This is a genomic window from Streptomyces rimosus (assembly GCF_008704655.1).
GTDB lineage: Bacteria > Actinomycetota > Actinomycetes > Streptomycetales > Streptomycetaceae > Streptomyces > Streptomyces rimosus.
Map to the genome: position 1 here is coordinate 3,312,998 of NZ_CP023688.1, position 19,240 is coordinate 3,332,237.

Annotated in this window: 17 protein-coding genes; 4 read left to right on the forward strand and 13 right to left on the reverse strand. The window is 73.5% G+C overall.

Features of this window, described 5'->3' with window-relative positions:
• Positions 1-96: 96 nt before the first annotated feature.
• From moeZ to CP984_RS13560, 12 genes are all read right to left on the reverse strand, one after another.
• The gene (gene moeZ, locus CP984_RS13510; RefSeq protein ID WP_003984444.1) at positions 97-1,275 is read right to left on the reverse strand and encodes an adenylyltransferase/sulfurtransferase MoeZ; all 1,179 of its coding nucleotides are present in this window, start codon (positions 1,273-1,275) and stop codon (positions 97-99) included.
• A 98-nt stretch (positions 1,276-1,373) separates the two neighbouring features.
• Complete coding sequence (locus CP984_RS13515; RefSeq protein WP_003984445.1) at positions 1,374-2,180, reverse strand: spherulation-specific family 4 protein; 807 nt, start codon at positions 2,178-2,180, stop codon at positions 1,374-1,376.
• Positions 2,168-3,145, reverse strand: coding sequence for an NAD-dependent epimerase/dehydratase family protein (locus tag CP984_RS13520; protein ID WP_003984446.1), 978 nt, complete (start codon positions 3,143-3,145; stop codon positions 2,168-2,170). The genes CP984_RS13515 and CP984_RS13520 overlap by 13 nt, the downstream gene beginning before the upstream one ends.
• Positions 3,146-3,475: 330 nt before the next feature.
• Positions 3,476-4,726 carry a hypothetical protein gene (locus tag CP984_RS13525; protein ID WP_050498848.1) on the reverse strand — a complete coding sequence of 417 codons (1,251 nt, stop codon included), beginning with the start codon at positions 4,724-4,726 and terminating at the stop codon, positions 3,476-3,478.
• Positions 4,723-6,702: a glycosyltransferase gene (locus tag CP984_RS13530; protein ID WP_063604386.1), complete on the reverse strand. Its 1,980-nt coding sequence runs from the start codon at positions 6,700-6,702 to the stop codon at positions 4,723-4,725. Before CP984_RS13530 ends, CP984_RS13525 begins: the two co-directional genes overlap by 4 nt.
• Before the next feature lie 191 nt (positions 6,703-6,893).
• Entirely contained in the window at positions 6,894-8,603 is a 1,710-nt protein-coding gene (locus CP984_RS13535; RefSeq protein ID WP_003986545.1) for a dipeptide ABC transporter ATP-binding protein, read from the reverse strand.
• The gene (locus tag CP984_RS13540; RefSeq protein WP_003986544.1) at positions 8,600-9,589 is read right to left on the reverse strand and encodes an ABC transporter permease; all 990 of its coding nucleotides are present in this window, start codon (positions 9,587-9,589) and stop codon (positions 8,600-8,602) included. The genes CP984_RS13535 and CP984_RS13540 overlap by 4 nt, the downstream gene beginning before the upstream one ends.
• Positions 9,586-10,629: an ABC transporter permease gene (locus CP984_RS13545; protein WP_030181923.1), complete on the reverse strand. Its 1,044-nt coding sequence runs from the start codon at positions 10,627-10,629 to the stop codon at positions 9,586-9,588. The genes CP984_RS13540 and CP984_RS13545 overlap by 4 nt, the downstream gene beginning before the upstream one ends.
• Entirely contained in the window at positions 10,629-12,359 is a 1,731-nt protein-coding gene (locus tag CP984_RS13550) for an ABC transporter substrate-binding protein (RefSeq protein ID WP_043979229.1), read from the reverse strand. Before CP984_RS13550 ends, CP984_RS13545 begins: the two co-directional genes overlap by 1 nt.
• A gap of 209 nt (positions 12,360-12,568) precedes the next feature.
• Positions 12,569-12,664, reverse strand: a complete 96-nt coding sequence (locus CP984_RS42785) for an Ms4533A family Cys-rich leader peptide (protein ID WP_312024593.1) — start codon at positions 12,662-12,664, stop codon at positions 12,569-12,571.
• A 220-nt stretch (positions 12,665-12,884) separates the two neighbouring features.
• Positions 12,885-14,195 (reverse strand): DUF3152 domain-containing protein, encoded by a 1,311-nt coding sequence (locus CP984_RS13555; protein WP_003986541.1) that lies wholly within the window; start codon positions 14,193-14,195, stop codon positions 12,885-12,887.
• A gap of 455 nt (positions 14,196-14,650) precedes the next feature.
• Positions 14,651-15,703, reverse strand: a complete 1,053-nt coding sequence (locus tag CP984_RS13560) for an alpha/beta fold hydrolase (protein WP_043979226.1) — start codon at positions 15,701-15,703, stop codon at positions 14,651-14,653.
• Between the two features lie 173 nt (positions 15,704-15,876).
• On the opposite strand from CP984_RS13560, the gene CP984_RS13565 reads away from it, so the two are divergent.
• From CP984_RS13565 to CP984_RS13580, 4 genes are all read left to right on the forward strand, one after another.
• A complete protein-coding gene (locus CP984_RS13565) occupies positions 15,877-16,095 on the forward strand; it encodes a hypothetical protein (RefSeq protein WP_003987007.1) in 219 nt (72 codons plus the stop codon).
• Between the two features lie 142 nt (positions 16,096-16,237).
• Positions 16,238-16,879, forward strand: coding sequence for a TetR/AcrR family transcriptional regulator (locus tag CP984_RS13570; RefSeq protein WP_003987008.1), 642 nt, complete (start codon positions 16,238-16,240; stop codon positions 16,877-16,879).
• Positions 16,880-17,186: 307 nt separating this feature from the next.
• A complete protein-coding gene (locus CP984_RS13575; RefSeq protein WP_003987009.1) occupies positions 17,187-17,414 on the forward strand; it encodes a DUF3107 domain-containing protein in 228 nt (75 codons plus the stop codon).
• 202 nt (positions 17,415-17,616) lie between these two features.
• The gene (locus CP984_RS13580) at positions 17,617-17,901 is read left to right on the forward strand and encodes a hypothetical protein (RefSeq protein WP_003987010.1); all 285 of its coding nucleotides are present in this window, start codon (positions 17,617-17,619) and stop codon (positions 17,899-17,901) included.
• Positions 17,902-18,394: 493 nt separating this feature from the next.
• Here the strand turns inward: CP984_RS13580 and CP984_RS13585 are convergent, their stop codons facing one another.
• Positions 18,395-19,141 (reverse strand): ferritin-like fold-containing protein, encoded by a 747-nt coding sequence (locus CP984_RS13585; RefSeq protein ID WP_030181931.1) that lies wholly within the window; start codon positions 19,139-19,141, stop codon positions 18,395-18,397.
• Between the last annotated feature and the right edge of the window lie 99 nt (positions 19,142-19,240).

Here is a 19,240-nt window from a genome sequence, read left to right on the forward strand (position 1 = left end):
CGGCGTACGGCACGGGCACGCACGCCGGGCGCATACGACGAGGGCCCGCACACCAGCCGGTGTGCGGGCCCTTTCGTACGCCGTGCGGAGCACCGGTCAGTACACCGGCTTCTCCGGCTCAACCGTGTTCACCCAGCCGATCACGCCGCCGCCCACGTGGACCGCGTCCGCGAAGCCGGCGGACTTCAGGACGGCGAGGACCTCGGCGGAGCGGACGCCGGTCTTGCAGTGCAGGACGATCTTCTTGTCCTGCGGGAGGTCCTGGAGGGCGGTGCCCATCAGGAACTCGTTCTTCGGGATCAGCTTGGCGCCGGGGATCGAGACGATCTCGTACTCGTTCGGCTCCCGGACGTCGATGATCTCGATCTTCTCGTCCGTGTCGATCCACTCCTTGAGCTGCTGCGGAGTGATCGTGGAACCGGCCGCCGCCTCCTGGGCCTCCTCGGACACGACGCCGCAGAAGGCCTCGTAGTCGATGAGTTCGGTGACGGTCGGGTTCTCGCCGCAGACCGCGCACTCGGGGTCCTTGCGTACCTTGACCTGGCGGTACGTCATCTCCAGCGCGTCGTAGATCATCAGGCGGCCGACCAGCGGCTCACCGATGCCGGCCAGCAGCTTGATCGCCTCGTTGACCTGGATGGAGCCGATGGACGCGCACAGCACGCCCAGGACGCCGCCCTCGGCGCAGGAGGGGACCATGCCGGGCGGCGGGGGCTCCGGGTACAGGCAGCGGTAGCAGGGGCCGTGCTCGCTCCAGAACACCGACGCCTGGCCGTCGAACCGGTAGATCGAGCCCCAGACGTACGGCTTGTTCAGCAGCACGCAGGCGTCGTTGACCAGGTAGCGGGTGGCGAAGTTGTCCGTGCCGTCGACGATCAGGTCGTACTGGGCGAACAGCTCCATGACGTTGGTGGAGTCGAGGCGCTCTTCGTGGAGGTTGACCGTGACGTACGGGTTGATGCCCAGCACCGTGTCCTTGGCGGAGGCGGCCTTGGAGCGGCCGATGTCCGCCTGGCTGTGGATGATCTGGCGCTGGAGGTTGGACTCGTCGACCTCGTCGAACTCCACGATGCCGAGGGTCCCGACGCCCGCCGCGGCCAGGTACATCAGCGCGGGCGAGCCCAGGCCGCCGGCGCCGACACACAGCACCTTGGCGTTCTTCAGCCGCTTCTGCCCGTCCATCCCGACATCCGGGATGATCAGGTGGCGGGAGTACCTGCGGACCTCGTCGACGGTGAGCTCCTCGGCGGGCTCGACCAGGGGTGGCAGCGACACGGGGACTCCGTTGGTCGGTTCTCGATGGGCGACCCCCCGCTCCGGGCGGACCCGGGGCGGGGGACGGTGGTCTTCCCGTAACACTGCCACGCCCTTCTTCATTCCGAGACACCAGGTCCGATACGCGAGACGAATTCGTCCCAGTAGCCGGGCAGCGACTCCCAGGCGCCGCCGCCGTGGTCGAGCCGGTCGGTGAAATAGACCGTTCCGGCGCCCTGCCAGCGGGCGATGCGCAGGGCTTCTTCCAGGTGCGTACGGGGAACGCCGTGCACCAGGTGGCAGAAGCGCCCGGCCGGGTACTCGGCGGTCCACTCGGCCACTTGCGACCAGCGGTAGTCGGACCAGCGCCCGGCGAAGGTGACGAGCTGGTCGGCGGCGTCCGCGTAACCGGGGTGCGGGTGGCGGCCGTGCCCGGTGACCAGGTGCGCGCCGTCCCTCAGGGCGCGCAGCGTGGTGGTCAGGCGCCGGGTCTCGGACAGCTGTGTCCGCTCTGTGGGACAGCTGTCCAGATAGAAGCCGTCGACCTTGTACCAGTCCAGGAAGCGGTGCGCGTCGGAGACCAGCTCACCGAAGGGCCGGGCCCCGTGCTCCAGGTCGAGGTGGCCCAGCAGCCGGGCGCCCGCGTCCCGCAACTGGGCGGTGGCGGGCAGGCAGTACGGGTCGGGCCGGGCCCCAGGGCCCCGCGCGACGTTGAGCACCACCCAGTGCAACGCCGCCGCGGTGCCCTGCGGACCCGGCGCCCGGCCTGCTCCCCCGGTGCAGGCCAGGCCTCGGGAGAGCCGCAGCAGTTCGGCCCACTCCGTGGGTGCCATCAGCGGATGGGCGAACCCGGGGACGCCGACGCCCAGCGGCGCGGCACCGGTCGCTGCGCGCCCGCCGTCCACCGGAGTCGTCAGATACGGCATGCGGCCTCCATCCAGATGTCGGCGAGGGACTCCTCCAGCCCGATCCGGGGCCGCCACCCCAGGCGGTCGCGAGCGGTGCGCACGTCCGCCTGCTGCCAGCTCCCGCACCCGTCCGGATAGGGGTACGCAGGGGGGATGGTGCCGTGTTCAGATGTCGGCCCCGGAATCGCGAGGCGGGCCGCGGCGGGGCCGCCGCCCGGGTAGCCGGGCGGGGTGTCCAGTTCGTGGAGTGAGCCGCCGAACCCGGCGACGCGGGCGAGCAGCGCGGCGGCCTCGCGCAGCCGTACGGCGTGCCCCGTACCGATGTTGACCACGCCCTGCGCGGCGGAGAGGGAGGCGGCGTGCACGGCCCGCGCCACGTCCCGTACGTCCACGAAGTCGCGCTGTACGCCCAGGCCGCCCAGCTTCAGTTCGGTGTCGCCGGACTGCATCGCGCGCCGCATCGCCTCCGCGAGGCGGCCCAGCGGCGAGCCCGCCGGGGTCCCGGGGCCGACGGGCGAGAAGACCCGCAGCACGACGGCGTCCAGGCCGGAGCCGAGGACCAGTTCGGTGGCGGCGAGCTTGCTGACGCCGTACGGGCCGCCGGGGCGCGGGACGGCGTCCTCGGCGGTCGAGGAACCGGGCTGCGAGGGGCCGTACTCGGAGGCGCAGCCCAGGTGCACGAGCCGGGCGCCGCAGCTGCTGCGCCGCAGCGACTCGCAGACGGTGGCGACCGCGACGGTGTTGTGCCGGGTCAGGTCGCGGGCGCCGCCCCGGGTGGTGCCCGCGCAGTTGATCACTACGCCGGGGTGGACGGCGTCCAGGAAGCGGGTGAGCGCTCCCGGGCTGCCGGAGGCCAGGTCGAAGCGGACGTCCGCGTCGTCGCCGCGCCCGAGGGCGGTCAGCTGGACGGCGGGGTCGGCGAGCAGCCGGTCGGCGACATAGCGCCCGAGGTACCCGTTGGCACCGATGAGCAGCACCCTCATCGCGCGACCCCCCGGTCCCGGTGTGCTTCGGTGGGCTGGACGTTCATGGTCTTTTTCTCCTCGTGCAGGGAGTTGGGGGACGTGGTACGGCAGGGGCGGCCACCACCACATCGGGGGCCGGGAAGTGGCGGTGAGCGCCGCGTGGACGGCGGCGGACGTACGTACGGGGACGACCGGCGCCACGGGAGCGCGGCAGGCGTCCTGCCGGTGCCCGCGCGCCCGCCAGGGGTACCGGCGTGCGCGCAGACGGTGATGGCACGCGCGCCGGGGGTGGTGGCGTGCGCGCCGGTGGAAGTGGCGTGCGTATCGCGGGTGGCGAGGTGCGTGGGGTCATGGCCGGTCCGCCTCCGCCGGTGGGGCGGCGGAGGCCGCGACGGGGTCAGGGGCGTGCGCCGAGGCGCCGGTCAGGGCGCGCAGCGCGTACAGCAGCAGGCCGGCGGCGGGCAGCGCGCAGGCCACGGCCGGTACGGCGGACGGGCCGAGGAGGGTGACGGCGGTCTCGACCGGCTTGCCGAGCGGCGCCAGGCCCGGCAGCCGGGCGGCCGGTACGGAGGCCAGGGCGGCGGCCTCCAGCGCGACGGCGGCGGCCGGTCCCGCGGCGGCCGCGGCGGGGAAGCCGTGCCGGGCGAGCAGCCGCGCCAGGAAGAGCAGGAGGCCGAGGGCCGTGGCGGCGACCACCGGTCCCGCTCCCCCGTCGCCGACGGCGGCACCCAGGGCGGCCGACAGGGCGAGCAGCGCGGCGAGTTGCATGGTCACGGCGACCAGCAGCAGCGGCCGTACGCGTGAGCCGAAGGCGGTCAGGCACCGGCTGTCCGCCAGTCCGCGCCGCGCGCGGGCCGCGAACCAGTGCGCGCACCAGGCGGCGGGCACGACGGCACACGTCAGGGCCAGGGCGGTGCCGGTGTCGAACTGCGGCCTTACATAAGGGAGCTCGGGACCACCGGCCAGCAGCAGCCGCAGCAGCCAGTCGCCGCACAGCGCGTACGCGGCCAGCCAGCAGGTCCACAGCCCGGCGGCGCGCGCGGACGGACGCCGGGCGCGCAGCGGGCCGTGGCGGACGCACAGGCGCAGGGCCAGGAGGACCAGGCAGGCTCCGGCCGCGCCGACGACCGCCTGGGCAAGTTGGGTTGACGGGGCATCAATCCATGCCGTGGGTACGGGAGTGGACGCGTGGGCGGCCGCGGCGACGGCGGCCACGGTCGCCGCGCACAGGGCGCCGGGCAGCAGGTGCAGCACCGCGCGGACGCCCCGCCCGCGCCGTACGGACTCGGTCCCGGGCGCGTCGGGCGGCGGTGTCTCGGCGCGCGGGACCCGGGCGTACAGCTCCTCGGCCAGCGAGAAGACGTCGCGGTGGCGGAAGCGGGCCGCCGTGCGGTCGGTGACGCCGTGGGCCTCCAGACCGGCGGCGATCTCCATCGGGTCGACGGCGTGCTCGCACAGCGTCCGGTGCCGGTGCATCAGCGTCTTCACGGGGTCGGCGGGGCCGCGGCGGGTGGGGGCGTCGGGTGGGCGGGGGCCCGGACGGGTCCCGGGCTCCGAAGGCGGCCCGTCGGGTCCGGTGCCGGTTTCGGCTGTGGTCACGGCCGCGCTCCTCTCTGGCGGTCGGCACCGGCGGCCGTTCCGGCGGCGGCAGGCTGGGCGGGCTGCGGGCGGGCGGTAGCCGCTTCGGCAGGCTGCGGGCGGGCGGGGGAGGTGGTGGGCAGGCGCTCGCTTTCGGCGGGCGGGGGGTCCACGCGCCGCGCGCCGTCCCCGTCCGGGTCCGGGCCCGGGTCTGCCCAGCTCGGGGTGCGGCCGGTCGGCGGTGCGGGCTGTCCGGTGCCGCGCACCGCGGCCCAGCGGCCCGGCACATGGGCTTCGGCAGGCCGGGCGAACAGGCGGGGCGCGCCGCCCTGGCCGAGCGGGGCGCCAACAGCCGGACGGCACGGCGTACGGGACATCAGCTCCAGATAGATGCCACGAAATGCCGCGACGTTCTGCTCCACCGTGAACAGTTCGAGTGCGCGGGCGCGCGCGGCGGCGCCCAGCCGGGCGCGCCTGCCGGGGTCGCGGAGCAGCGCCAGGCACGCGTCGGCGAGCGCGCGCGGGTTGCGGGGCGGTACGACCAGGCCCGTACCGCCGATGACCTCGCACACCGCGCCGACGTCGGTGGAGACCGTGGCCCGGCCGCTGAGCATCGCCTCCACCAAGGAGCGCGGGAAACCCTCCGCCACACTGGAGAGGACCAGCACCGCACCGGCCGCGTAGGCGTCCTGCGGGCGGGGCGCCTCCGGGCCGCCGATCTCCTCGAAGGAGACCGGATTGTCGCCCGCGCTGCACGCGTCGGCGGCCTCGTCGGGGAAAAGCTGGGCGGCCAGCGCCCGGCAGTGCGCCAGGTAGGCGGCGTCCTCCGGTCCGGTGCCCGGCGCCCCGACGATGCGCAGGGTGGCGGCGGGTTCGGCCCGGTGGACGCGCGCGAAGGCGTGCAGCAGGCAGACGAGGTCCTTGGCGGGCTCGACGGTGCCGGTCCACACCAGGGTCGTGGAGTGGTCGGCCACGGCGTCCGGGACGGCGGTGAAGCCGCCGGCGTCCATGCCCGGGTGGATGGTGCGCAGGCGCTCCCGGTCGGCGCCGCAGCGCTCCTGCCAGCGCCGGGTGTGGGCAGTGCCCGGGACGACGAGCGCGGCCTGGGCGTACGTCTCGGCGGCCAGCGCGGTTTCGAAGGCGCCCAGCAGGGACCGTACGGGGGCGCTGAGCCGTGCTCCGGCGCGCGCGAGGTAGTGCTCGCGCAGCCGCACGCCGTATTCGGTGAGCAGGAGAGGCGTGCCGAAGAAGCGTTTGGCCAGCAGCCCGGGGAGGGCGGCCGGGCCGCCGGTGGCGGCGTGGCAGAGATCGACCGCGGCGAGTCCGCCGCCTGCGGGTACGTCACCGGCCCCGAAGGCGTACGCGCTGCCCGGCGCATCGCCGTACCAGTCGAGGGAGAGGGGGCGCAGGGCGCGCTCCAGCTCCTCGGTCACGGCCAGCAGGTCGGCCACGCGCGCGCCGTGCGCGGCGCGCGGTGCGCCGGGGGCGCGGCAGGCGGCTTCCAGGAGGCGTACGGCCTGTTCGGAGCGGAGGAGACCGGGCAGGCGGCCCTGCGCGCGGGCCAGCTCGGCCAGCCCGTGGAGCCCGGCGGCGAAACGGTCCGCCTGATCCTCGCGACGCTCCTCACCGGCCCCTGCCGAAGCGCCGGGGAAGGCGCCCCCGCCCGCCTCCTCGGCGGCCCGTGCTCCGGGAGCCCGTACGGTGACGAACCCCGCCACCAAGTCGGCGAAGCACGCGGCGAACCGCCGGCGCGCAAGCCGCCCGCGCGCCCGTGCGCGCCGCCTTTCCGGCCGCCACATCAGCGGGGCGGGGAGTTCCCCGTACAGCGGTGCGGTCCGCACCGTCCGGCCGCGGTACGGGGCGCCCTCGGGGCCGCGGGCGAGGGTGTAGATCTCGAACTCGTGGCCGGTGAGCCCGCGCACGAGCCGGTCGCACCACGGACGCGTCTCACCGGACGCGTCCAGGGCACCACTCTCGGTGAGCAGAGCAATGCGCACGAGTGCACCCCCGTTCTCCCTGATAGGCGTCGGACGACGGCGGCCGCCCCTGGGAGGCCCGCCGCTACCTGCAGGAAGAAGCTACGCAGAGATCCCGGTGACACGACGGACGGTTGTCCGTCGCGCCACCGGAAGGGGTGAAGAGACGTAACTTTCCACCCCGGTGGGCGTTCTGGCGCGCTATGTGCCCGTCACGCCGCGGCCCGCAGGGCCCGGCGGCCGGCAGACACGTCCGGGTCGAGCACGGGCACCGCCGCCAGCAGGCCCTTCGTGTACGGGTGCGCGGGACGCCCGTACACCTCGCCGGTGGGGCCCTCCTCCACGATCCGGCCGCCGCGCATCACCGCGACCCGGTCGCTGACCGCCCGCACCACCGCCAGGTCGTGCGCGATGAAGACCAGCGCCAGGCCCAGTTCCCGCCGCAGTTCGCCGAGGAGTTCCATGATCTGCGCCTGGGTGGTGACGTCGAGCGCCGAGACCGGCTCGTCGCAGACCAGCAGCCGGGGGCCGGGGGCGAGCGCCCGCGCGATGCCGACGCGCTGCCGCTGGCCGCCGCTGAACTCGTGCGGGTAGCGGTGGTACCAGGCCGGGTCCAGGCCGACCCGCTCCAGCAGCTCGCACGCCCGGCGCACCACGCGCGCGTCGTCCCGGTCACCGGCCGCGCGCAGCGGGTCGGCGACCGACTCGCCGATGCTGCGCCGCGGGTTGAGCGAGGACACCGGGTCCTGGAAGACCATCTGCAACTCGCTGCGCAGCGGCCGCAGCTTGCGGTCGGTGAGCGCCCCGATGTCGTGGCCGCGGTAGCGCAGGGTCCCGGCGGTCGGGTCCAGCAGCCGTACGAGCATCCGTCCGAGCGTCGTCTTGCCGCTGCCCGACTCACCGACGAGGCCGAGGACCTCCCCTTCCCGTACGGTCAGCGAGACCTCGTCGACCGCGGTCGTACGATTCCGGCGGCCGCCGAACTCGCGCCGCAGCCCGGCGGCTTCGAGCAGGACGCCGTCCTCGCCGCCGGAGGCCCGTGCGCGGCGTACGGCCGGTTCGGCGTCCACGCGGGGCACCGCCGCCAGCAGTTCCTTCGTGTACGGCTCGCGCGGCGTGCGCAGCACCTCCCCGACGGTGCCGTGCTCGACCGCCCGGCCGCCGCGCATCACCAGCACCTCGTCCACGCTGCCCGCGACCACTCCCAGGTCGTGGGTGACCAGGAGCAGTCCCATGCCGGTCTCGGCCCGGAGGTCGTGCAGCAGGTCGAGGATCTGCGCCTGCACGGTGACGTCCAGCGCGGTGGTCGGCTCATCGGCGATCAGCAGGCGCGGTTCGCAGGCGAGCGCCATGGCGAGCAACGCGCGCTGGCGCATGCCCCCGCTGAATTCGTGCGGCCGCGAGCGGGCGCGCCGGGGGGCGTCCGCGATGCCGACGCGCTCCAGCACCTCGACGGCGCGGGCACGGGCCGCGCGCCGGGAGACGTCCGGCCGGTGCACCCGGTAGACCTCGGCTATCTGGTCGCCGATCGCGTAGTACGGGTCGAGCGAGGACAGCGGGTCCTGGAAGACCATCGCGGCCCGGCCGCCGCGCAGTCGCCGCAGCGCGCGCTCGTCAGCGGCCCGTACGTCCGTACCGGCGACCCGTACCGTACCGCCGACCCACGCCCCGGTCCCCCGGTGCAGGTCGAGCAGGGCGGCCGCGACGGTGGACTTGCCGGAGCCGGACTCGCCGACGATGCCCAGGGCGCGGCCCGGGGCGAGCGTGAAGGAGAGGCCGTCCACAGCCCGTACGGCGGAATCGCCGTCGCCGTCGGCGGGGAAGGCGACCGACAGGTCCCGGACCTCCACCAGAAGGTCCTCCGCCGCTCCGGAAACGTCAGCGGGACGCGTGTCCGGGGAGGTCACGCCGGGTGAGGTCATGTCAGGGCCACCCTTCGGTCGGCGAGTGTGTAGAGGATGTCCGCCACCAGGTTGGCGACGACGACGGCCGCGCCGGTGCCCAGCGTCACCCCGACGACGACGGGCAGATCGACGACCCGCACCGAGTGCACCAGGAGCTGCCCGATGCCCGGCAGCCCGAAGAGGGTCTCGGTGAGCATCGCGCCGCCGAACATCGTGCCGAGGTCGAGCGCGGTGAGCGCGATGACGGGCGGCAGCGCGCCGCGCAGCGCGTGCCGGGTGACGACGGAACGTTCCCGCACGCCGTACGCGCGGAAGGTGCGGATATGGTCCTCGGCCAGCGTCTCCAGCGTCGAGGCGCGGGTCAGCCGGGCGTACTTGGCGGATTCCAGCAGCGCCAGCGCCGTCCAGGGCAGCAGCAGGTTCCAGGCCCACTGCTCGGGGTCCTCGGACAGCGGGACGTAGGTGGGAAACGGCAGCCATTGCAGGTACGCGCAGAAGACCATCAGCAGCAGGAGCCCGGTGATGAAGACCGGAGTGGCGGTGCCGACGAGGGTCAGGCCGGTCAGGACGCGCTCCGTCGTGCCGCCGCGGCGCAGCGCGGACAGCAGCCCGGTGCCGACGCCGAGCAGCAGCCAGAGCACCATCGCGCCGAGCGCGAGGGACGCGGTGACCGGCAGCCGGTCGCCCAGCAGTTCGGTGACCGGGGTGCTGTTCTGATAGGAGAGGCCGAGGCAGGGCGCGTCGCAGTGGAGCACGGTGGTGCCGGACGAGAAGTCGCGGCCGGCCACCAGCCCCTGGAGGAAGTGCAGGTACTGCGTCAGGAGCGGCGCGTCCAGCTCCAGGCGTTCGCGCACCTGCTGGATCTGCCCGGGGTTGCAGCGCGGGCCGCAGGCCAGTTTGGCGGGGTCGCCGGGCGCCACGTAGAAGAGCGCGTAGACGGCGACCGTCAGCAGGAGGAGGACGACGAGCGCGCCGCCCAGCCGGCGCAGGGCGTAGCCGGTCATACTGCGGCCTCCTTCTCACGGGTGGCGTCCGCGGTCACGGTGGCGGCCGCGATCCGCTTCGTACGGGCCGCGCGGCTGCCGACCCGCAGCCGGGACCGCTCGCGCGGATCGAGCGCCGTACGGACCACGTCGCCGAGCACGGTGAACGCCAGGACGGTCACCAGCAGGCAGCCCGCCGGAAGCAGGACGTACATGGGGTCGGCCCGGAACCAGGTCGTCGCGGTGGACAGCATCTGGCCCCAGGACGCGGTGGGCGGTGTGACGCCGATGCCGAGGAAGGACAGCGACGCCTCCGCGACGATGTTGCCGGGCACCAGGACCGCCGCGTAGGTGATCACGGGCGCGGCGAGCGCGGGCAGCAGTTCGCGGCGCGCCACCCGCAGCGGTCCCGAGCCGCCCAGCCGGGCCGCCGCCACATGGTCCAGCTTCTTCAGGGCGAGAGTGCGGGCCCGCACGATACGGGAGGTGCCGACCCAGCCGAGCAGCCCGATGACCAGCACCAGCAGCAGCGGGCGGGGGAAGTCGGCGGGCACGATCGCGGTCAGCGAGATCGCGATGACGAGCGTCGGCAGCGCGGTCAGCACCTCGGTGAACCGGGAGAGCACCTGGTCGGCGAGCCGGTGGCCGAGGCCCGCGGCGAGGCCGACCACCAGGCCGACCAGGACCTGTACGGCCGTGGCGCCGAGCGCGATGAGCAGCGAGACCCGGGCCCCGTACAGCAGCCGCGCGAACAGGTCACGGCCGGTGCCGGGTTCGACGCCCAGCCAGTGGTCGCCGCTGATCCCGCCGTACGGGCCGAGCGGCACGCCGCCGCGCGCGGAGTCGATCAGACCGTCGTGGTACGTGGTCGGGTCCTGGCCCTCCAGCGCCGCGAGCAGCGGGGCGGCGAGGGCGAGCAGGACGAGCGCGAGGAGCACGGCGGCGGAGGCGACGGCGGCGGGCCGCTGCCGCAGCCGCCGCCACACCGCGTCGCGCTGATGGGGTGTCACTTCGGGTACCGGCGGCACGTGCGCTGCCGGGGTTTCTTCAGGTGCCGACATCACTTGACCGCGACCTGCGAGATGTCCAGCACGCCGGTCCAGTCGCTGATGACGACGTTCTTGATGTCCTTGCCGTACAAGCGCTTGTAGACCGGGTGGAACAGCGGTACGGACAGGGCCTGCTCGCCGATCTTCTTGTCCAGCGCGCCCCACCGGGGGGCCGCCGCCGTCAGGTCGGTCAGCTTGTTGATCTCGTCGATCTCGTGGTTGACCGCCGGGTCGTCGAGCTGCGCGTGGTTGAAGTTCGCGGCGTCCCGGACGATCTGCCGGCCGTCGAAGATCGGCGCCAGGAATGCGCCGCCGGACGGCCAGTCCGCTCCCCAGCTGCCGAAGAACAGGCCGGGTTCGTCGTCGACGCTGTGCACCTTCTCCTGGTAGTCGTTGTTCTCCAGCCCCTGGAGCCTGACGGTGATCCCGGCCTTCTTCAGGGCTTCCTGGACGGCGGTGGCGATTTCCGGGCTGGTCGAGAAGTTCTTGGCGGTGGAATGGGCGAGGGTGATGTTCAGCCCGTTCTCGTAACCGGCCTCCTTGAGCAGTTCTCTGGCCTTCGCCGGATTTCCGGTGCGCCCGGCCGGGAACGGGTCGTACGGGGTGTATCCGAAGGGTTTGCTGTTCGGCAGGAAGGTGGTGGCCGGCTCGGCCAGCGCGGAGCCGCCCGCGGCGTTCACCACGCTCTGCCGGTTGACGGCGTAGGCAATGGCCTGGCGCACCTTGGGGTTGTCGAAGGGCTTCACCTTCGGATTGAACGCGAGGTAATTGGTGTAGCCGAAGTGGCCGGTGCCGACCCGCTTGCCGAGTTCCTTGTCGCCGCCGATCCGCGCGAGTTCGGCCGGGCCGAGATCGGTGTCGGTGGTCACCGCGGCGGCGTCCGGACCGGCGCCGGTGGCCAGCCGCTGGTTGACGACCGCGGAATCCAGACCCGATTTCACGTCGATGGTATCGGGGTAGGCATGCCGCTCGGAGTCGGTCTTCTCGGACCAGTGCGGATTGCGTTCCAGGACAAGGTGCTCACCGTCGCCGGTGTTCTTCGCGACCTTGTACGGGCCCGAGGAGACCGGGTGTTCCTCGTATTTCGTGCCCGTGTCCTTCGCCTTCGGCACCGGCGCGAACTGCGTCTGCGTGGCGAGCAGCGGGAATTCACCTTCGGGCTTCTTCAGGTGGAAGACGATGGTCTTCGCGTCCGGCGTCTCGATGGACTTGAGCCCGTCCTTGTCCTTGTACGGGCCCTGGTAGCTTTCCCCGCCCACCAGCCAGTCACGCAAAAAGGGCGCCCCGCCGGAGAGTTCGGCGGCGAAGGAGCGCTCGATGCCGTATTTGATGTCGGCGCTGGTGATCGGCGACCCGTCCTCGAACTTGAGGCCGTCCTTGAGCGTGTACGTCCACACGGTGGCGTTCTCGCTGGGACGGCCGGTGTCGGTGGCGAGGTCCGGTACGGCCTTGGCGCCGGCCGCGCCGTTCTCCCGGTTGCGGGTGGTCAGCGTACGGAAGACCAGCGTCGGTACGTTGCCGCCGCCGGAGGTGTAGAGGCGCGCCGGGTCGAAGTTGGTCTGCGGCTGGGAGTTCAGGACGGTGAGCGTGCCGCCCTTGGCCGGCGCGGCGCTCGTGCCGTCACCCGCGGCGGCGTCCTTGGGGCCGCAGGCGGTGGCGGTGGCGGCGAGCACGACGCCCACCGCGACGGCGACCACCCGTCTGGCGGGAGGAAAATGGAGAAAACGGAACGTCTGGGACATGACGATGGGCGCCTTTCGCGGCTGGACGTACCCGAGGAAGGCGGCAGCAGAAGCGCGGCGAGGCGCGGGACCGCCCCTGCGGACACGTTCGGGTGGGATACGTGGATGCGCGGGGGACGCCCCGGCCCGGGGTCACACGTCGCCGCGGTGGTACGGACCCGGGGAACACGGGCCGTCGCGGCGCTCCAGCGCGCGGCCGGGGACGGGCCTCAGCGACAGCGGATGTCGGCCACGGACTGCGCGGACACGCCGATCAGCGCCAGCTCGAAGGCGGCGCGCTCGTAGGCGGTTGCAGGGTGCGGCATGGGCATGAAGACATCACGAAGGGGCGGGTGCTGGCAAAAGCGTCCCGTTATGGGAGACGATTCGTCCCACATTTCGGTTTACGGGTCCGGTTCAGGCACCGGTTCAACCCGGCCCGACGGCCGCCGGGGGGCGCCTGTCGCGCCCCGGCTCAGCGGACGTCACGTCCCGGCCGAGCGCCCGTCACACCGCGCCTGCCTCAGCGCACGTCACACCCCGGGCTCAGCGCCCGTCCGGGAACGGCCAGGCGTTGGGCCGGCAGGTCGCGCCGTCGGTGGTCAGGAACTTGGTCTGCTGCATCATCACCGGCGCCAGGGCGCCCTGCCGCGTGCAGCTCTCGTGGTTGTGCCCGAGCCGGTGGCCCACCTCGTGGTTGATGAGCATCTGCCGGTAGGCGTGCATCTTGTCCGGCCCGTAGGTCTTGGCGCCCTGCGCCCACCGGTACGCGTTGATCATGACGCGTTCGGTCGCCGCGGAGTCGCACGACACGTTGTCCTGGGTCGTGTCGAGACCGGATTTGGCGCACCACTTGGCGGTGGTGCCCGGGCTGGCCAGTGTGATGACGAAGTCGGCGCGGCCGGAACCCACCCGCTCGAACGTGCGCTGTCCGCCGTGCGCCCAGCTCCGCTCGTCGTTGAGGGTCTTGTGCACCGCGTCGGCGAACAGCTGACCGTCGAGGCCCATGCCCGCCTCGATGTCCACCCGGTAGCGCCAGACCCGGCCGTGGCCGGGCGCCTTGGCGTCCCCGCCGACCGGCTCGAACCGCCCGGAGGCCGTCAGCTTCTCGTCCAGCGGGAAGACCTGCGCCATCTTCTGGTCGTAGGTGGCGGGGGCCGCCTGCTGCGTCGGCCGCGTCTGCGAGCGCGAGGCCCCGGCGCCGTCGGCCGTACGGTCCCCCTCGCCCAGCGCCTGCGGCTTGCCGTCGTCCTGCTGCTGCTCGGCGACCTGCCCGGCCACCACGACCGCGAGCACGGTCGTCACGGCCGCCGCGGCGACGCCGGTGAACGTACGGCCCTTGGCGCCCTTCTTGCCGGGGCCGGGCCGGTCCCCCTCGGCTTCGAGTCCGCCCAGGTCCATGTCCTCGTACGGCTCGTACGGTTCGCCGTGCGCCCCGTCGGCCGCGTACCCGAAGGCCCCCGGCCGCCCGGCGGTAGGCACCGGTCCGCGCCCCGGGGCACCGGCCGCGAACACATCGTCGTCCACGTCCTCAAGAGCGCCGGGCCGCTGCCCGGCCGACATCCGGTCGAAGGCGTCCACGTAGTCCTGGCGTGGCGCCGGGACGCGGCCCTGGGCGGCGAGCGGCGCTCCGAGCGACCCGGCGCCCGTGGTGGTGGGGCCGTTGGGAGCCGATGGGCTGCCGGGGGCTGCGGACGGACCGCTGGACGCTGTGCTGCCCGGGGCCGGTTCGGGGGCGGGCCGGGCCGCGGCGCCCTCGCCGGTGTCGTTCCCGAAGGGGGTGAATCCGTGTGCCGGGGTGGCCGAACCGGACGGGGTGGAGGGCGTCGTCTGCGGTCCGCCGCGCGGGCGCGGCACACGCGGTGGGCCCTGAGGGGCCTGTGGTGTGGCCTGCGGCGTACCCGGAACCGGGTTGCGTGCCGACGTACGCGCCGGTCCGTGCCCCGGCGCGGGGTGCCCGAATCCGTACCGGAGTGCGCCCTGCGCGGGCCCGTGCTCGGGCGCGCGCTGCTGCGGCATCGGCCGGGACGCTCCGCGCGCGGACGTGCCCCGGGGTACGCCCGGGACGGCGCCCGCCTCGGCGGACGTACCGCCGTCGGCCCCGGCTCCGGTCTCCGTACCCGTACGCGCATCCGTACGCGCATCCGCCCCGGCCTCCGCGCGGCGGCGCCGGCGGCCCGTGCCCGGTCCGGGAGCGGGTACGGCGCCACCAGCCGCGCCGGGCCCGCTCGCGCCGTCCACCTCAGCTATTCCGGAGGTGTCACCGGCGGTTGCGGCCGGACCCCGGCGGCTGTGACGTCCCACTCGGCCTGTCAGCTCCTACCCACGTCGCCGGACACGGCCCCGGCGGCGGACCGTACCGCCCCGGCGCTCCCGTCCGCCCCGGCCGCGCCCCGCGCGGCCGCTTCGTCGTCCAACAGCTCGCGGAAGGCCCGCGCCACCGTTTCCGGGCACTCCATCATCGCCACGTGCCCCGCCTCCGGCAGCGTCAGCAGCCGGGAGCCGCGGAAAGCGGCGGCCGCCCGGCGTGCCATACGGAAGGAGACCAGGCGATCGCGCCCACCGTAGACGAGAAGCGTGGGCGCGAGCACCCGCTGCGCCTGCCGCCACAGATTGTGCTGCCCGCCGAGCGTGTACGCATTGACGATGCCCCGTGCCGAACGGGTCATCACCTCCCAGAAGTACGGGAGTTCGAGACGCCGTGCGTATTCCTCGGCGGCGGCGGTGAAGCCGTCCGGGGTCACCAGCGCCGGATCGCCGTAACACAGGGCGAGCACCTCACGGGTGCGCCGCTCCGGCGTCCAGTCCCGCGTCAGCCGGCTGAACAGCCGGGTCACGCCCGGAACCGCGAGCAGCCCGGTCGGCACCGCGGTCAGCTGCGGCCGCAGCTCGGGCAGCGCGGGCGAGATCAGCGTCAGGGTCCGCACCAGGTCCGGGCGGACCGCCGCCACGCGGGTGACCGCCGCGCCGCCCATCGAGTTGCCCACCAGGTGGACGGGGCCGCGGCCGCTCGCGTCCAGATAGCGGATGACCGCCCGCGCCTGCGCGGAGACCGAGTAGTCGCCGTCGTCCGGCGGCGGCGCGTCGCCGAAGCCGGGGAGGTCCAGCGCCTCGCCGTCGACCCGGTCGGCGAGCAGCGGCATCAGCGCGGACCAGTTCTGGGAGGAGCCGCCGAGGCCGTGGACGTACAGCGCGGGCGGCAGTCCGGCGCGCTTGCCGGGCACCCCCCGCACGCTCAGCGTCAGGCCGGGCAGGCTCACGGAACGCACCGTCTCCCCAGCGCCGACACGCGAGGGACGGCCCGCCGGGGGCACCGGGAGCACGGCGCGGGTGTCCGGCGATCCGGTCGACTCCGTCGAAGACATGCGTCGATGTTACGAGACGATCACGCCGCCGATCGTGTGTTCGCGCTCACACACCACATCGCATTTCGGAACCCGCTCTCTTAGGCTCGGGCGTGAAGGGCACCCGTGTGATGAGCGCTCGCGTGCGGGCACTCGCCCTGGCCTCCGTAGTACGTGAGAGAAAGGGAGCCACCATGCCCGTCGACCCGACCGACCCGGACACCTTCGAGGACGAGACGGAAGCCGCCGAGTTCGACGTCGAGGCGCCGGAGGCGGACGCCGCCGAACAGCACACCGACGTCGGCCACGCGCAGGACGACCCGCTGACCGGCATCGATCCGGCCGTCGCGAACGAGGCGGACATCGCCGAGCAGGCCCGTGTCGTGGATCTCGACGAAGACGATTACCGATGACCTGGGGCCATATGTCGGCTTCCCACAGCGTTCGGCGGCAGATTTTCTCGCCCGCGACCGCGCGCGGCCGGGTTACCCAAAAGTACGATGGCGGGCGCGGCGCGTGCGTACGCCGCGGACGGAACAACACCTGGGAGGCAGCGTGAGCGCCATCGAGCAGACCGAGGCGGCACGCCCGCGGGGCACGCGCCTGCCACGCCGAGCCCGGCGCAACCAGCTCCTGGGCGCGGCCCAGGAGGTCTTCGTGGCGCAGGGCTACCACGCGGCCGCGATGGACGACATCGCCGAGCGCGCCGGTGTCAGCAAGCCCGTGCTCTACCAGCACTTCCCGGGCAAGCTCGACCTCTACCTGGCCCTCCTGGACCAGCACTGCGAGGCGCTGCTGCAGTCCGTGCGCAGCGCGCTGGCCTCGACGACCGACAACAAGCAGCGCGTCGCCGCGACGATGGACGCCTACTTCGCGTACGTCGAGGACCCGGGCGGCGCCTTCCGCCTCGTCTTCGAGTCCGACCTGACCAACGAGCCCGCCGTGCGCGAGCGGGTGGACAAGGTCTCCCTGGAGTGCGCCGAGGCGATCAGCGAGGTCATCGCCGAGGACACCGGCCTGTCCAAGGACGAGTCGATGCTGCTGGCCGTCGGGCTGGGCGGCGTCTCGCAGGTGGTCGCGCGCTACTGGCTCTCCTCGGAGAGCACCGTGCCGCGCGAGACCGCCGTCCAGCTGCTGACCTCGCTCGCCTGGAAGGGCATCGCGGGCTTCCCGCTGCACGGCGCCGACGGGCAGTGAGCGCCACCGTGCGTCGGTGAACTCCGCCACAGGTCGGTGAACTCCGCCGCGAGCCGGCGTGAACTCCGCCATGGGCCGGTGAGCTCCGCCGTCGGCCGGTGAGCTCCGCCATGGGCGGGTGGGCCGGACGGAACCCGAGGCCGCCTCCGGTGGCCGCCGCGCCTGCCGGGTGTTCGCTGCGGGCGTGCTCCGCGGCGTCACTGTCCGTCCGCGTACCGGGCTAATGTGTGCTGGGTACGGCGCGGATCACCGCGCACCTGCCCCATGGCCCGGCCAAGGGGACCGAGACCGTCGGAGGGACAAAGCCGTGGAGGTCAAGATCGGCGTGCAGCACGCGCCCCGCGAGATCGTTCTGGAGAGCGGGCAGACCGCCGAGGACGTCGAGCGAGCGGTGGCGGACGCACTGGGCGGCAAGACGGAACTGCTGAGCCTCGTGGACGAGCACGGCCGCAAGGTCCTGGTGCCGGCGGACCGGCTGGCCTACGTGGAGATCGGCGAGCAGACCACGCGCAAGGTCGGTTTCGGCACGCTGTAGTCGGCCGCGGGCCCCTGGAAGGCCCGCGCGCACGCGTAACGAGCGGCGGCCCGGAGAGATCGTCTCCGGGCCGCCGCTCGTCGTACGAGACCCTTCGCCGACCGGGTGCGCCGACGAGGGTTGCCGCGCATTCCCGCTGGGTACGACGGCCTACGACCGATTTGTGTCGTCCAACCGGTCGCTACCGCGGGAGGGATAAACCATGGTCTGGGAAGCTCTCGGTTCCGTGCTCGTCGGACTCGTCATCGCACTCGCCGCCACCCACTGGCTGCCCGGCCGCTTCCCCGCCCGCCTCCTCACCCTGGCCACCGGCCCCGCCGCGGCCCTCCTGGGCGCCTTCCTCGCCCACTCCATCCTCGGCCCCGGCCACTTCGTCCACACGCTGCTGGCCGCCGCCGGACTCAGCGCGGCGATGCTGTCACTGCTGGTACGACCGCGCGGCAGGCTGGTGCGGGGCGTGGCGGAGCGGGGCCTGTCCGGCGTTTGAGAAGGGGCGGAGGAAGATCGAACCGCCCCCGCGCCTGAGGACGAGCGAAGCGGGAACGCCCCGCCGGGCGGGTGAGGGAGCGGACGAGACCGAACCAGCGCGTGCGGCCCCTGGGGACGAGCGAAGCAAATCCAGCCGAGCGGGCGCTTGAGCACCAGCGAAGCGAAACCAGCGCGTCCGGCCCTTGGGGGACGAGCCAAGCAAATTCAGCCCGTCCGGCGCTCAAGGACGAGCAAAGCGAAACCAGCCCGTCCGGCCCTTGGGGACAGGCGAAGCAAAACCAGCCCGTCCAGCGCCTGGGAACGAGCCAAGCAAAACCAGCTCGCCCGGCCCTTGGGGGACAGGCGAAGCAAAACCAGCTTGCCCGGCCCTTGGGGACGAGCCAAGCGCATCCAGCCCGTCCGGCGCTTGAGGACGCCCGCCGCAGGCGACACCCCCGCGACAGGAGGGGGCCGGCCACCACAAGACCGACCCCCCGGCCGCTGCGCGGCCGTTACGCGGCCAAGCCCAGCGCAGCCATCCGCTTCGTGTGCGCCTCCGTGATCCGCGAGAACATCCGCCCGACCTCGGCCAGATCGAACCCGTCGGCGACGCCGCCGACCAGCATGGTCGACAGCGAGTCCCGCTCGGCGACGACCCGCTGCGCCTGGGACAGCGCCTCGCCCATCAGCCGCCGCGCCCACAGCGCCAGCCGTCCGCCGACCCGCGGCTCGGCCTCGATCGCGGCCCGTACCTTCTCGACCGCGAACGTCGCGTGCCCGGTGTCGTCGAGGACGCCGAGCACCAGGTCGCGGGTGTCGGAGTCGAGCCGGGCCGCCACCTCCCGGTAGAAGTCGCTGGCGATCGAGTCGCCGACGTACGCCTTGACCAGGCCCTCCAGCCAGTCGGACGGCGCCGTCTGCCGGTGGAACTCGTCCAGCGCCGCGGCGAACGGCTCCATGGCCTCGTTCGGCTCCGCCTGGATCTCCGCGAGCCGGTCCCGCAGCCGCTCGAAGTGATGGAATTCGGCCGACGCCATCTTGGCCAGCTCCGCCTTGTCGTCCATCGTCGGCGCCAGCTTCGCGTCCTCCGCGAGCCGCTCGAAGGCGGACAGCTCCCCGTAGGCGAGCGCTCCGAGCAGGTCGATGACGGCGGCCCGGTACTGCGGTTCCTCGGAGGCCGCGGCCCAGTCCTGGGCGGCGATCCCGGTGTGTTCTTGCGCGTCGTCGGCGGTCTGCGCTGCGTTGTCAGGCGTCTCCATGCAGCGCACAATAGCCCGCCCCGCAACCGGGGGAAGTGGCTGGTCAGCCACTCCCGTCCCACCCGACCGAACGATTGCCCGGACACACGTGTGGCCATC

Bases quoted from the DNA above. Each gene is read 5' to 3' on its own strand.
- CP984_RS13515 (WP_003984445.1), bottom strand. From the start codon at position 2,180: ATGCCGTATCTGACGACTCCGGTGGACGGCGGGCGCGCAGCGACCGGT.
- CP984_RS13520 (WP_003984446.1), bottom strand. From the start codon at position 3,145: ATGAGGGTGCTGCTCATCGGTGCCAACGGGTACCTCGGGCGCTATGTC.
- CP984_RS13535 (WP_003986545.1), bottom strand. From the start codon at position 8,603: ATGACCTCACCCGGCGTGACCTCCCCGGACACGCGTCCCGCTGACGTT.
- CP984_RS13540 (WP_003986544.1), bottom strand. From the start codon at position 9,589: ATGACCGGCTACGCCCTGCGCCGGCTGGGCGGCGCGCTCGTCGTCCTC.
- CP984_RS13545 (WP_030181923.1), bottom strand. From the start codon at position 10,629: ATGTCGGCACCTGAAGAAACCCCGGCAGCGCACGTGCCGCCGGTACCC.
- CP984_RS13550 (WP_043979229.1), bottom strand. From the start codon at position 12,359: ATGTCCCAGACGTTCCGTTTTCTCCATTTTCCTCCCGCCAGACGGGTG.
- CP984_RS42785 (WP_312024593.1), bottom strand. From the start codon at position 12,664: ATGCCGCACCCTGCAACCGCCTACGAGCGCGCCGCCTTCGAGCTGGCG.
- CP984_RS13560 (WP_043979226.1), bottom strand. From the start codon at position 15,703: ATGTCTTCGACGGAGTCGACCGGATCGCCGGACACCCGCGCCGTGCTC.
- CP984_RS13565 (WP_003987007.1), top strand. From the start codon at position 15,877: ATGCCCGTCGACCCGACCGACCCGGACACCTTCGAGGACGAGACGGAA.
- CP984_RS13580 (WP_003987010.1), top strand. From the start codon at position 17,617: ATGGTCTGGGAAGCTCTCGGTTCCGTGCTCGTCGGACTCGTCATCGCA.
- CP984_RS13585 (WP_030181931.1), bottom strand. From the start codon at position 19,141: ATGGAGACGCCTGACAACGCAGCGCAGACCGCCGACGACGCGCAAGAA.